The 13,425-nt window shown below is 65.9% G+C and carries 9 protein-coding genes, 1 tRNA gene and 1 pseudogene; 3 read left to right on the top strand and 8 right to left on the bottom strand.

All coding sequences use genetic code 11. From position 1 onward, the window contains the following. Positions 1 to 46: 46 nt before the first annotated feature. The gene (gene cpdR, locus EAH76_RS01460) at positions 47 to 424 is read left to right on the top strand and encodes a cell cycle two-component system response regulator CpdR (protein WP_140847034.1); all 378 of its coding nucleotides are present in this window, start codon (positions 47 to 49) and stop codon (positions 422 to 424) included. Positions 425 to 503: 79 nt separating this feature from the next. Then, a tRNA-Val gene (locus EAH76_RS01455) sits at positions 504 to 578 on the top strand. 315 nt (positions 579 to 893) lie between these two features. Here the strand turns inward: EAH76_RS01455 and EAH76_RS01450 are convergent. From EAH76_RS01450 to gndA, 7 genes and pseudogenes are all read right to left on the bottom strand, one after another. Then, positions 894 to 2,261 carry an alpha,alpha-trehalose-phosphate synthase (UDP-forming) gene (locus tag EAH76_RS01450; RefSeq protein WP_140847031.1) on the bottom strand — a complete coding sequence of 456 codons (1,368 nt, stop codon included), beginning with the start codon at positions 2,259 to 2,261 and terminating at the stop codon, positions 894 to 896. Further along, positions 2,258 to 4,054, bottom strand: coding sequence for a glycoside hydrolase family 15 protein (locus EAH76_RS01445; protein ID WP_140847027.1), 1,797 nt, complete (start codon positions 4,052 to 4,054; stop codon positions 2,258 to 2,260). Before EAH76_RS01445 ends, EAH76_RS01450 begins: the two co-directional genes overlap by 4 nt. Next, positions 4,051 to 4,758, bottom strand: a complete 708-nt coding sequence (gene otsB / locus EAH76_RS01440; protein ID WP_241659492.1) for a trehalose-phosphatase — start codon at positions 4,756 to 4,758, stop codon at positions 4,051 to 4,053. Before otsB ends, EAH76_RS01445 begins: the two co-directional genes overlap by 4 nt. A 44-nt stretch (positions 4,759 to 4,802) precedes the next feature. Beyond that, on the bottom strand, positions 4,803 to 5,882 hold the full coding sequence (locus EAH76_RS01435) for a mechanosensitive ion channel family protein (RefSeq protein WP_140847019.1): 1,080 nt from the start codon (positions 5,880 to 5,882) through the stop codon (positions 4,803 to 4,805). Between the two features lie 344 nt (positions 5,883 to 6,226). Next, positions 6,227 to 7,144 carry an alpha/beta hydrolase gene (locus EAH76_RS01430; protein ID WP_241659491.1) on the bottom strand — a complete coding sequence of 306 codons (918 nt, stop codon included), beginning with the start codon at positions 7,142 to 7,144 and terminating at the stop codon, positions 6,227 to 6,229. Continuing rightward, the gene (locus EAH76_RS01425; protein ID WP_431357970.1) at positions 7,141 to 8,085 is read right to left on the bottom strand and encodes an alpha/beta hydrolase; all 945 of its coding nucleotides are present in this window, start codon (positions 8,083 to 8,085) and stop codon (positions 7,141 to 7,143) included. Before EAH76_RS01425 ends, EAH76_RS01430 begins: the two co-directional genes overlap by 4 nt. Positions 8,086 to 8,249: 164 nt before the next feature. Continuing rightward, a pseudogene (gndA, locus tag EAH76_RS01420) lies at positions 8,250 to 9,637 on the bottom strand (NADP-dependent phosphogluconate dehydrogenase). Positions 9,638 to 10,089: 452 nt separating this feature from the next. On the opposite strand from gndA, the gene EAH76_RS01415 reads away from it, so the two are divergent. Then, a complete protein-coding gene (locus EAH76_RS01415; protein ID WP_140847013.1) occupies positions 10,090 to 10,737 on the top strand; it encodes an outer membrane protein in 648 nt (215 codons plus the stop codon). An 88-nt stretch (positions 10,738 to 10,825) separates the two neighbouring features. On the opposite strand, the gene EAH76_RS01410 is transcribed toward EAH76_RS01415, so the two are convergent. Further along, positions 10,826 to 13,411, bottom strand: coding sequence for a TonB-dependent receptor (locus tag EAH76_RS01410; protein ID WP_140847010.1), 2,586 nt, complete (start codon positions 13,409 to 13,411; stop codon positions 10,826 to 10,828). Positions 13,412 to 13,425: the final 14 nt, after the last annotated feature.

Genomic DNA, 13,425 nt, shown 5'->3' with positions numbered 1-13,425 from the left:
ATCGCGCGGTACGGAAGCGGCAGGGCCGCGAAACGGGATTTTGGACATGATACGCATTCTGCTCGCCGAGGATGATCGCGTGATGCGCGACTATCTGACGCGTGCGCTCGAACGCTCGGGCTATGCGGTCGCGGCGGTCGACCGCGGGACCGCGGCGATCCCGCTGCTCGAGACCCAGCATTTCGATTTGCTGCTGACCGACATCGTGATGCCCGAGATGGACGGCATCGAGCTCGCGCAGAAGGCCGCCGATCTGGCGCCCGATCTGCGCGTGATGTTCATCACCGGCTTCGCCGCGGTGACGCTCAAGGCGGGCAAGACGATGCCGCAGGCGCGCGTCCTGTCCAAGCCGTTCCACCTGCGCGATCTCGTGCTCGAGGTCGATCGGATGTTCGAGCTCGAGCGAATGAGCGACAATATCTGATTTTGCGCTTGCAGGTGCTTGCGCAGCGGCAAAGGCTTCGCTACAGCCCGCCCCTCGCTAGGCACTGCCGCAGCGAAGTGGGCGTGTAGCTCAGTGGTAGAGCACTGTGTTGACATCGCAGGGGTCGCAAGTTCAATCCTTGCCACGCCCACCATTAAAAGCCCGCCGTCTCACCGAGACGGCGGGCTTTTTTGTGCCTATCCGTTTTGAAGTGATCAGTCCGCCGCGACGCCGAGGGATACGCATAGCACCATGGCGAGCGGCATCAGGTGATCGCCGTCGATTAGCGCCCTTGGCGGGCTTTCCCAAAGGATAGAGCGTCATGGCAGCTGGAGGCTGAGGCAGGAGCCCCGGGTCACGCCTCGGGCTTTGGTCGTGGTGCGTTGGAGCGCCAAGCCCGCGCAGGCGGCTCTTCAGAGGGGCTCAGCTGCTCAGCAAGCCACGTCTCCGAAAAAGCCGTCCCTTGAGGCTATTCCTGCATCAGCGCCGTGGTGAAGCGCTTGCGCCACCAGATGACGTCCTGTTCGACAATATTCTCGAGCATCGGCCGCCACCGCGCGATCCGCTCCTCGCGCGACATGGCGAGCGCGGTTGCGATCGCGTCGGCAATGTCGTCCGGGCTGTAGGGATTGACCATCAGCGCGCTCTCGAGTTGCTCCGAAGCCCCGGCGAAACGCGACAGGATCAGCACACCGGGGTCCTCGGGATCCTGCGCCGCGACATATTCCTTGGCGACCAGGTTCATCCCGTCGCGGAGCGGCGTGACGAGGCCGATTCGTGCCGAGCGATACACGCCCGCCAGGACATCGCGCGGGAACCCCTGGTTGACGTAGCGCAGCGGCACCCAGTCGATATGCGCGAACGCGCCGTTGATCCGGCCCGACAGCGCATCCAGCGTCGTGCGGATATCGCGGTAGCTCTGCACCGCGTCGCGCGACGGCGGGGCGATCTGCAGCATATAGACATTGGACTGCGCATCCGGCCGCGTTTCGAGATAGCGCTGATAGCCGTTGAAGCGCTCTTCCAGCCCCTTGGAATAATCGAGCCGGTCGACTCCGACGATCAGGCTGCGGCCGATCGAGCTTTCGATCATGCGATGATGCGTCTCTTTGGCTTGATCGCTGCTCGCGCTGGCAATGAATTCCTGTGCGTCGATGCCGATCGGGCAGGCGATCGCGCGGATCGTGCGGCCTCCGACGGTGATCGCCCCATCGTCTCCGAGCGTCCCGCCCATTTCGTTGGTGACGTAATCGTGGAAGGTATTGAGCCATTCCTGCGTCTGAAAGCCCACCACGTCATAGGCGAACAACGCTTCGACCAGGCGGCGATGTTCGGGCAGCGCGGTGAGCAGTCGTGTCGGCGGCCACGGGATATGCAGGAAGAACCCGAGCCGGTTGGTCAGCCCTTGCTGGCGCAACACCCAGCCGAGCGGGATCATGTGATAATCATGCACCCAGATCAGGTCGTCGGGTTCGATATGCGGCCCGATCACCGCACCGAAGACGCGGTTGACGCGCTCATACCCGCCCTGGAAGTCGCGCTCGAACTCGGTCAGTCCCAGCCGGTAGTGGAACAGCGGCCACAAGGTGCGGTTGGCATAGCCGTTATAATATTCGTCGACGTCCTGCTCGGGCAAGTCGATCGTCGCCGAAGTGACGCCGTCATAGGTCTCGAACTTCAGCTCGCCGGTTTCGCCGGTCTCGCCCGACCAGCCGAACCAAACGCCCTTGGCCTCACGCAGCGCCGCAGTCAGCGCCACCGCCAGCCCGCCTTGGGCCGCCGGCTGCTTTTCGGTCGGGGCCGAGACCCGGTTCGATATGACGATCAGCCGGCTCATCGTACCGCGCTCCACGGCTTGCTCAGCAGGACGGCACAATTGATCATGCCGACCAGCGAATAGGTCTGCGGATAATTGCCCCACAGTTCGCCCGAGACCGGGTCGATATCTTCCGACAACAGCCCGGCCGGCGTGCGCCGCGACAGCATCTCGTCGAGCAGCGCGCGGGCATCGGCATCGCGCCCGGTATAATGCAGCGCCTCGATCAGCCAGAAGGTGCAGACGTTGAACGCCGTGTGCGGCACGCCGAAATCGTCTTCGCTGTCGTAGCGCAGCATGTTCGATCCGCGGCGTAGCCCCGCCTCGACCGCGTCGAGCGTGCCGAGGAACCGCGGATCGTCGGGCGCGAGGAAGCGCAGTTCGAGCAACTGGATCAAGCTCGCGTCGAGATTGTCGCCCGCAAAGGTTGCCGAGACCCGATTGGTCTCGGGCCGCCACGCCGCCTCCTCGATCCGCGCGCGCATCGTGTGGGCGCGGTCTTGCCAGAAGGTCGCGCGCTCGCCGAGGCCGAGCGCGATCGCGGCATTGGCGAGCCTGTCGCACGCCGCCCAGCACATCGCGGCCGAATAGGTGTGAACATGCGATTTGGTGCGCAATTCCCACAGCCCCGCGTCGGGCTGGTCATAGCGCTCCCACGCGCGTTCGCCGATCGGCTCGAGCGCTTCGAAATCGGCGATGCCCGCCATGCGGAACAGCCGGTGGTCGAAGAACGCCTGGGCGTTCGACAGCACGATCTGGCCATAGGCATCGTGCTGGACCTGGTCATAGGCCTGGTTGCCGACGCGGACCGGGCCCATCCCGCGGTAGCCGTTCAGACCCGGCGCTTCCCATTCGGTCAGCGTCTGCTCGCCACCGACGCCATAGAGCGGCTGGATATGCCCGCCCGCGGTATTGTCGACGATGTTGCGCAGATATTCGAGATAGCCTTCGAGCACGTCGAGCGCGCCGAGGCGGTTGAGCGCCTGGATCGTGTAATAGGCGTCCCGGATCCAGCAATAGCGATAGTCCCAGTTCCGCCCCGAATCGGCATGTTCCGGGATCGAGGTGGTCATCGCCGCGACGATCGCGCCGGTTTCCTCATGCTGGCACAGCTTGAGCGTGATGGCCGAGCGGATCACGGCTTCCTGCCATTCCTGCGGCGTCGCCAGGCCGCGCACCCATTGCCGCCATTCGGCCAGCGTCCGTTCGAGCATCGTATCAAGCCCGGCGGCGATGTCGTCGCCGAAGCTCTCATCTGGGCCGAAGAAGAAGTGCAGGGGCCGCTCGACGCGGAACAAACGCTCGTCCTCGATCCAGCCGATCGGTGCCGTCGTCGATAGGCGCATCACGCCGTGATCGAGCAGATAGCGGACATGATTGGAGCCACGCGTATGGTCCGCGCGTGCGCTTCCCCAGGATGTGGCGGGGCGCATCCGGATGCGGATGCGCGGCGATCCCGCGACGGGCCGGACGATCCGGACGAACGCGGTCGGCCGGTACATCCGGCCGCTGCGGAAGAAGCGGGGCGCGAAATCGGTGACTTCGATCGCATTGCCTTGCGCATCGGTATGGCGCGTCACCAGCACCGGCGAGTTGCGCAGATAGGTTTGCGTCGTCTCGATCACACCGTCGAGGTCGATCTCCCAGAAACCGTAAGCCCCGTCTCCCGCCGCCGGCGAATCGTCCAGCAGCGAGGAAAAGGCAGGATCGCCGTCGATCCGCGGCAGGCACCCCCAGACGAAGCGTCCCGAGCGATCGACCAGCGCGGAGACCTGGCAGTTGCCGATCGGCCATAGGTCAAGGTTGGCGGTCATAGTGCGGCCAGCCAGTCATGCACCGCAGCGACGTCGGCGAGACGGTAAGCCGCAGCGGTCGGCCGATCGGCGCCGACCAGCACGCCGTAACCGCCAAGCTCGGCACAGCGTGCGAAGCCCGGCTCGTCGGTCACATCATCGCCCAAAAAGACGGGGCGACGATCGGCAAAGCGTGGCGATGCCATCAGCGCGGCGATGCCGCTGCCCTTGTCGTGCCCGTCGGTTCGCAGTTCGACCATCATCTTGCCTCCTTGCAGATACAGACCGCTCTCGGCCGCGAGCTGTTGCGCGAGGGTCTCGGCGATCGGTTCGACCGACGGGTCGAGCCGGTAATGCGCCGCGACTCCGAGCGTCTTCACTTCGATCACGACATTCGCATTGCCCGAAAAGGCCTCGCGAAACGCCGCCTCCGCCTCGTCCAAGGCGACCGGACGCGCGCCGCTCGATATATCTTTGCCAGCCATGCGTATCTCGGCTCCATGACTGCCGACCACGGTCAGCGATTGTGCATACGGACCGATAAGCTGATCCAGTTGGGCGACGGAGCGCCCGCTCACCAGCGCGACACGGCCCGCAAGGCGTGCCTCGAGCTGCATCAGCAGCGCGGTGAGTGACGGGGTAACGACGACAGCGTCGGGTCGTTCCGCCAATTCCACCAGCGTTCCGTCGAAATCGAGGAACAGGCTGATCTGGTCGGCGAGCATGGCGGGTGCTGAAATGGTCATGCGCGGGGGGGCTACACGGTCCATCACAAGGCGGCCAGTTCGCCGGTCAGCGTCGTGCGGGTGCGCGGCAGGGCGTGCGGCATTTCGGCGGCGATATGGCGCATCATCGCTTCGCGGACGTCGCAGCGCAGATCGAACGCCCTGCTGGCATCGGCGGCGCTGACGAGCGCGCGCAATTCCATCACCTCGGGCTTGATGTCGGTGACTTGCAGGCCGACGACGCGGCCGTCCCAGTTGGGATGCGGGCGCACGACCCTATCGAGCTGGTCCCGCAGCGCCGCCACGTCCGCCGTCGGATCGACATAGAGGAACGCGGTGCCGAGCAGCGCGCTGCTGTCGCGCGTCCAATTCTCGAACGAGCCTTCGAGGAATTTGCTGATCGGCACGATCAGGCGGCGCTCGTCCCAGATCTTGACGACGACATAGGTCAGCCGGATCTCCTCGATCCGCCCCCATTCGCCTTCGATGATGACGACGTCGTCGAGCCGGATCGGTTCGCTGAACGCCATCTGCACGCCGGCGATCAGGTTTTTGAGCGCGGGCTGTGCGGCCGCGCCGACGGCGAGCCCCGCCAGCCCCGCCGACGCCATCAGCGTGACACCGACGCTGCGGATCGCCGGGATGCTGAGCAGCATCAGGCACAGCGTCACGAAGACGATCGTGAAGGTGCCGATCCGCGCGAGAATGCCGATCCGGGTGCGCCGACGCCGCGCGGCGAGATTGTCCGACGCGGTGATATCCGACCGCACATCGACGATGTCCCGCACCGCCCGCAGGACGGAAAGCGCGAGCCAGCCGAGCAGCATCGGTACGATGAAGCCGGCGGCACGATGGACGAAGGTGGCGCCGACAGCATCGAGCGGCGCTGCGTTGAGCGCGATATTCAGACCCAGCGCGACGGCGATCCACCGCGTCGGCGCGATCAGCCGATCGACCAGGATATCGTCGGTTCGGCCGGGGCTCCTGACGGCCAGCCGACGCAGGATACGCGCGAGACTTTCATGCAGGGCGACCGCAAGGAGGCAACCGATGGCGGCGATGACCAGCGTGATGACCGGATCGATGCTCCAGCCGGGCAGTACGCCGCGGAGAAGGTCGTGCATGATGGGTACCTTTCTCGCAGCTTCAGGTCGCTGACGGTTTCCACGATGCGATCGAGGACGCTAGCCAGCGTAAAGGCCGGCGTTCGAATTGATGGATGATGGCGGCGGGCGTCGTGGCCCCGCTTCTGTGCCTCAGGTCCTAACCGATGAACGCTGGCTTTTGATCCAAGGCGCCGGGCTGGGGATGAGATCCCGCCTCGGAGAGGATCGCTTTTCGGGCGATCCCGCAGGAAACGCGCTTGGCCATGATCGACCAAAGCGAAGCATGATCCGCCGCCGCGAACCGCAAGCCGCGCCGGTGGCACACGCCGCCACCGTCGTCGACATCGCAGGGTCGGCAACGGTTAGTTGGGCTTGGTCGTCGCCACGCCCGGAACCGCCTTTGCCGAAAGCCAGCCGCCGTCGGCTAGCCAGTCGTTCAGCCGGTCGGGCCAGTGGAGGATCGAGATTCGGTCGGATTCGTCGAGGTTGAAGGCGTGGTCGCTGTCGGCGAACATATGCAGTTCGGCCGATACGCCCGCTTTGCGCAGCTGTTCGTAGAGCGCCACCGAGGGCGCCGCGCAACACGCGTCGCGGCTGCCGGCGACCAGGAACGCGGGCGGCGCGGTGGCGATCGCCGTGGCGGGGATCCCGCGCGGCCCGGGAAACACCAGCATTTGGAAGTCGGGTCGGGCGGATTCGCGGTCGATCGCGTCGTGCGAGGGGCGACCGGCCGGCTCGGGATTATCGGCGATCAGCGACACGAGTTCGCCACCGGCCGAAAAGCCCATCGCGCCGACGCGGTGCGGATCGATTCCGTACTCGGCGGCATGGGCACGCACCCAACGGATCGCGCGCCGCGCATCGTCGGCCGCGTCGCCGGCGACCGAGTATTTCGAGCCGGCTTCGTTCGCCAACCGGTATTTGAGCACGAAAGCGGTCAGCCCCAGCCGATTGAGCGCGGTCGCGACTTTGGTCCCCTCATTGGTCCACACCAGCAGCTTGTGCCCGCCGCCGGGAATCACGACGATCGCCGCGCCGTTGCGATGCGCCGGTGCTGCCGGGAAAGCGGTCAGCGAGGGATCGTGGATGTTGCGCAGCCAATAATCACGGCCGATTTCGGGCTCGCTCCGCCGCGCGGCCGACCCGGGCGCGCCGTCGGGCCAGAGCGGGATCGGCGTATAGGTTGGGGCGGGGACCGGCGCGGGATCCTGCGCTGCCGCTGGCCCGGCCGTCGCCAAGGCCAGCAGGAGCGGCGCGAGCCGCCGGATCCGACGCATCATTTGGTCTCCGTTCCGGTCGCCGCGCCCGTTGCCGCGGGCGCCGGCTTGAGCAGATCATGCATCGCCATCCAGCGGACGAATTCGTCGAACCAGCCGGTGCTCGTCGTCGTCTTGGGATACATGCCGAACCCATGTCCGCCCTGTTCGAACAGGTGGAATTCGACCGGACGCTTGGCCGTGCGCCAGCTTTCGATCAGGCCGAAACCGCCATTGCCGAAAAACGGATCGTCCGCCGCCAGCGCGACGAAGATCGGCGGCGCGTCGGCGGGCACCTTCATCGCCGCCAGCGGACCGTAGATGGTGCCGATGAACGCGGGCTTGGCATCGACGCCCTCGAGCGTGGTCGCCAGCGTCAGCATCGCCCCCGCCGAAAAGCCGACCATGCCGATACGCTGCGGATCGACATGCCACTCGGCCGCGCGCCGGCGGACCAGCGCGAACGCGGCGCGGGCATCGGCGATCTGCGGGGCGAGGCCGGCCGTCATCGAATCGGATCTTGGCTGCGGTGGGCGCGCGCCTGGCGCGAACATCGCGGCCATCGATTGTTCGAACGCCGGCATCGTCGCCGGGGTCGGCTTCAGCCGGTATTTGAGCACGAACGCCGCGACGCCCTTCGCGGCGAGCGCGCGGGCCACGTCATAGCCTTCGTTCTCCATCGACAGCGTCATGAAGCCGCCGCCCGGCGCGACGATCACCGCGGTGCCGGTCGCTTTCGCCGGATCGGGCAGGAAGGGCATCAGGGTGGCGACGGTGACGTTGCGGGCGAACACGCTGCCATATTGGCTGTGCCACGCTTCGGGCTGGGTCGAGCCGGGCAGCTTGCCGGTGCCGAGGTCGATCGCGCCGGTCTGGGCGGGGATGGGGATCGGCGCCATCTTGTCGCCTTGCGCGAGCGCGGGCGTCGCCAGGATCAGCGCCATGGCGATCCCGAATCCGACCATTCGCCCGTGGGTTAAGTGACGACCGACGCGAGGCTGGCGTATCATATCTGCTCTCCACCTTTATTTTTTTACAGGTGTAGAGGTAGCGCTATCATCGCGCAAATCATCTTTGGGGGCGTGGCGCGGAAGCCTGGAACTTGGCGCGACGCACTCGGTCGCGCGCGTTACTGCGCGTCGGTCCCCGATCGCGCCCAGTCGGTGTGCTGCGGGTCGTCCGACCCGGCCCGGCGATAGCCGTGCGCGCCGAATTCATCGCGCAGGCCCTGGATCAGATTGGCCGGCGACCGCTCCTGTCGCAGCCCGTCATAGTAAGCGAGCGCCGAGGCGAGGACCGGGGTCGGCACACCGTCGGCGGTCGCCATACCCACGGTGCGGCGCCATCCGTGTTGCGTCTGTGCGAGGGTATCGCGGAACCATGGTGCAAGGAGCAGCGGATCGCCGGAATCTTCGCGCGCCGGCGCGTCGAGGATCCGGTCGAGCAGCCGCGCGCGGATGATGCAGCCGCCCCGCCACAGCGCGGCGACCGCCTTGAGATCGATCCGCCAGTCATGCTCTTTCGACGCCGCGGCAATCTGATCGAACCCTTGCGAGAACGCCACGATCCGCGCCGCGAGCAATGCCGCAGACAGATCGTCGGTCGCGGCGGCATCGAGTGGTCGCACCGTAGCGGCGGGGCCGTCGAGCACACCGGCGGCGCGCAACCGCAGCACTTTGCCAGCCGACAAGACTCGCGCGCCAACCGCCGCCGCGGTCGACGTGCCCACCACGCCGAGCCGGAACGCGTCCATCGCCGTCCAGCGGCCCGTGCCCTTCTGCTCGGCTTCGTCGAGCACGAGATCGACCAGGCTGCCGCCCGTCGCATCGTCGCGCCGCCGCAGCACGTCGATCGTAATGTCGAGCAGGTAGGAGGACAGGTCGCCGTCGCGCCAGCCGGCGAATATGTCGGCGATGTCCGGCGCTGCCAGGCCGTGCGTGGTGCGGAGGATGTCGTAGATCTCGGCGATCACCTGCATGTCGGCATATTCGATGCCGTTGTGCACCATCTTGACGTAATGCCCCGCGCCGCCCGGTCCGACATAGCTGCAGCAGGCGTCTCCATCGACCTGCGCGGCCATCTGCGTGAGGATCGGCGCCAACTGGTCATAGGCGGAGCGATCGCCCCCCGGCATCATGCTCGGGCCGTCGAGCGCGCCTTGCTCGCCACCCGAAACGCCCATGCCGACGAAGCGCAGACCCTTGGCGGCGGCCATGCCGACGCGCCGGTCGGTATCCGAGAAGAGCGAATTGCCCGCGTCGATCAGGATATCGCCCGGGTCGAGCAACGGGCTCAGCTCGTCGATGACGCCATCGACGGCATCGCCCGCCTTGACCATCAGGATGATCGCACGCGGGCGTTTGAGCGAGGCGATGAACGCCTCGACCGTGTCGGATGCGACGAAATCGCCTTCGTCGCCGTGCCGCTCGAGCAAGGTCGTCGTCCGCTCGTGATGGCGTTGTACAGCGCGACGCGAAAGCCCTTGCGGGCGGCGTTGCGCGCGAGGTTCGCCCCCATCGTCGCGAGGCCAAAGACGCCGATGTCGCAGCCATCACTCATTGTCGCTGGTCCCATAACGGTGTCAGTCACCGCGCTGCGACAGGTCGATATGCTGACGTCTGTCCTCAATGCTGGATGCGACGATGCGGGTGGTTTTGCGGACCGGTTGGTTGCCGACAGGGCATCGCTTCCGGGCGGGCGGGTGGTTCGACGACTCGACGATTCGGGCGGATGCGCCACTTTCTGGCACCGACCGGTCGGTGCCTGAAAGTATCGATTCCAATGTTTTCCGCGGTTTTGTTCATCTTGTGGAAAGAAACCGTTGCAGAAATGTGACAAAATCCCGCGCTGACAGGATTATTCCGCTGCGGTGCAACATCGGCCGCCAAAGCTTGTTAAGGGCGCACCGGGCTTTCCGGACACATCCCGGCACACCCCCTAAAAAACGTCCGTAGATAAGGTCATTACAAATGCGTACTCTTAAACTCGCCGCTGCCGCGCTGGCCGTGGCCGTCGCTGCACCCGCCTTCGCTCAGGACGCGCCTCCGGCTGCTCCGGTCGAGACCGGTCCGACCGCACCCGACGGCAGCCGTGCGTTCGGCATCGAGCCCTATGTAGGCGTGATGGGCGGCTGGGAACAGTTCGACAACGAGCGTAACCACGGCATCCCGCAGGCGCTCAACGCCAACGGTTCGCTGCGCAACAACTATCGCCTCGCCGGCGCGCTCGTTCAGGGCGTCGCAGGTATCAACGTTCCGCTCGGGCCGGTGTTCGTCGGTGCCGAAGGCAGCGTCGCCAAGGGCGTTTCGGGCAACATCGATTGGGAATATGGCGCAGCTGGCCGCTTCGGCGTCCGCGCTGGCGACAGCGGCATGTTCTACGGCAAGGTCGGCTATCAGTGGGTCGATTTCGACAAGTTCCCCGCCTACACGACCGGCAACCGTAACGACAAGAACTACGGCGCGATCACCTACGGGATCGGCACCGAGTTCGGTCCGAAGGACATCGGCTTGAAGGGCATCACCGGGAATGCTGGCTTCCGCATCCGCGCCGAAGTCAACACGTTCGGCAACTTCCACAGCCTGCGGCCGATGCTGGGCGTGATCACGCACTTCTAAGCCAAACTTTTTTCGGACAGCGCGAGGGGGCGGGGAATGGCGACATTCCCCGCCCTTTTCGTGTCCGGCGTTGAGCGCGCAGGGGCGCTCAGAAGTCGCTGTGCAGACGTACGCCGACCGTCTGCGGGACGATCGGGATGATGTACGGCCGCTGCCCGCAACTCCCGCATTCCTGGAAGCGCGCGATCTGGCCGCGCGTGTCGAACGCGTTCTGCAGGAACAGCTCGATACTGAAGCGATTGAACTCCGCGCCCAGCGCGAAATCGGCGGTGGTGAAGGCGGCGAGCCGGCCGAGTACGGCGGCCGGGTTGTAGATGTCGCCGGTCGGATATTTGGTCGCGGTGCGAATGTCCGACGCAGCCGAGCTCTGGTGCGAGACGACGCCCTGGCCGTACGCCTTGAAGCTCCCGACCGGCACCGAGTAGCGCGCCGACGCCGTGCCCTTGAAGCGCGGCGTGATCGGCAGCCGCGTCCCCGCCGGTGCCGAGACGATATTGCCATTGCCGGTATCGGTGCAGGTGTAGGTCGGATCGTCGATCAGGCAGAGATTCTGGCGTGTCTTGGCGTCGTTATACGCCCCCGACGCGCTCAGCGTCAGCCCGCCGAGATTGAGGTTGCCGTTGAGTTCGATCCCGCGGACGCGCGCGTTGGGGCCGTTGTGGATCTCGGTGAAGCTGTTCGCGCCGAGATAGGAGAATTGGAACTTGGCCCAATCCTCCTGGTAGATCGCGCCGTTGATATGCGCCTTGCCGCCGAGCAGCGTGGTCTTCGCGCCGAATTCGTAATTGGTCAGATAATCGGCGGCATAGGGCGCGACGTCGGCGCGACGGTTGATCCCGCCCGGGCGGAAGCCGCGCGAGACGGTGCCGTAGAGCAAGACGCCGCGGACCGGCTTCCAGCTCAGATTGGCGCGATAGGTCACGCCCTGGCCCGACGCCTTGACCGGCTCGACTCCGACGCCGCCGACATAGGTGCCGAGATTGGTACATGGGCTTCCCGCCACCGCGGCCGGCGCAAGCGTGGTCGAGGCGCCCGCGGCGACGGCTTCGCGCAGCCGCGTTCCGTTGGTGGTGAAGCACCCCGCGACGCCCGTACGCGAGCTGCCCGCGCCGTTATACGGCGTGTCCGAATAATTGCCCGACGGGTTGCGGCCGAAGCCGAAGAACCCGATCAGCGAATTGTCGTAGATGAAGGCGCGCGCACCCGCGGTCGCGGTGAGCGTCGGGGTGATGTCGAAGCTCGCCTCGCCGAACATCGCATAGTCCTTGTCGACGCGGTGCTGCTGCGTCAGCCAAAGCGTACCGGGCGACCCGTTGACCGACAGCGCATCGGCGAGCCCGGCGACCTTGTAATCCTGGTGGATGTCGTTGCTCTGGCGCTGGTAGAAGGCGCCCGCGACGATCCGGAAGCGGTCGCCTGCGGGGCTTGCGACGCGCAGTTCCTGGCTCAGTTTCTTGAAATGGTCGGTCGCCACCACGTTCTGCAGCGGCGCGACCTGCTTGCCGGCATTGTCCTTGTAGTAGAAATACCCCGCGAGGCCGCCGACCGACGAATAGAGATTGTCATAAGCCTCGGCATAGTCGGTGTAGTCGCTCGACTGCGCCGCCTTGCGGTCGAGATAGGCGCCGGCATAGGTCAGGTCCCAATTGCCGACCTTGCCCTCGATCGTCAGCGCTGCCTGGACGTAGCGATCCCGGCGATATTCGGGCAGGAAATGCTGGAGCTTGAGGTCGCCGACCTTGGAATCGTAGCCATAAGCGCCGTGGCTGCGGGTGTCCTGGTACATGACGGTCGGCGTCACGGTCCAGTTGCTGTCGAGATCGATCTTGAGCGCGGCGCGGCCGCCGGCGATCTCGGTGTCGTTATAGTCCTTCTTGACGTACTTCGCGTTGTTGACGGTGATGCCGTCCTTCACGCAATTGCCGGCGGCGTCGAAGTTGCTGCCGCCGCAGAACTGCCGCGTGCCCGCGACATTATCGATGTAGCCGGCATCGCGCTGGTAGAAGCCAACGACGCGCAGCGCGATGTTTTCCGACAGCGGGATGTTGAGCATCCCTTCGGCCTTGCCGCCGAAGCCGCCCTTGCTGACGTGATTGCCCTCGACATCGGCGCGACCGTAGAAATGCGACAGATCGGGCTTGTTGGTGATGATGCGTACCGTGCCCGCCTCGGACGAGGCGCCGAACAGCGTGCCCTGCGGCCCCGACAGGCTTTCGATCCGCGCGACGTCGTAGATATGGACGTCGAGATTGCCGCCGACCGTCGTAACCGGCTGCTCGTCGAGATAGACGCCGACCGCTGGGAGCGAGCCCGAATGGTTGCCTTCGCCGCCCGCCGCGATGCCGCGCTGGTAGATCACGATCTGGCCGGGATTGCCGCCCGCATTGGCGGCGGGCTGGAACGAGACCGACGGCAATTGCTTGGCATATTGCGCGAAGCTGGTGATGTTGAGCTGGTCGAGCGCCTTGGTCGGCAGCGCCTGGACCGCGATCGGCACGCTCTGCAGCGTTTCAGAGCGCTTGGTCGCGGTGACGACGATGTCGCCGCCATCGACGACAGGCTCGGGGGCAGGGGGCGTCTGCGCGGCCGGCGCGGTCTGCGCCAGCGCCGGGCTTATGCACGCGACCGATGATAGCAATGCAGCGACGACGGCACGGTGCGCGAAAAGCGACATCAAATTCCCCCTTA

The sequence above is a fragment of the Sphingomonas glacialis genome, from assembly GCF_006439055.1.
GTDB lineage: Bacteria > Pseudomonadota > Alphaproteobacteria > Sphingomonadales > Sphingomonadaceae > Sphingomonas > Sphingomonas glacialis_A.
Note: the sequence above shows the minus strand (reverse complement) of the source record. Positions and strands in the feature narration are given on the sequence as shown.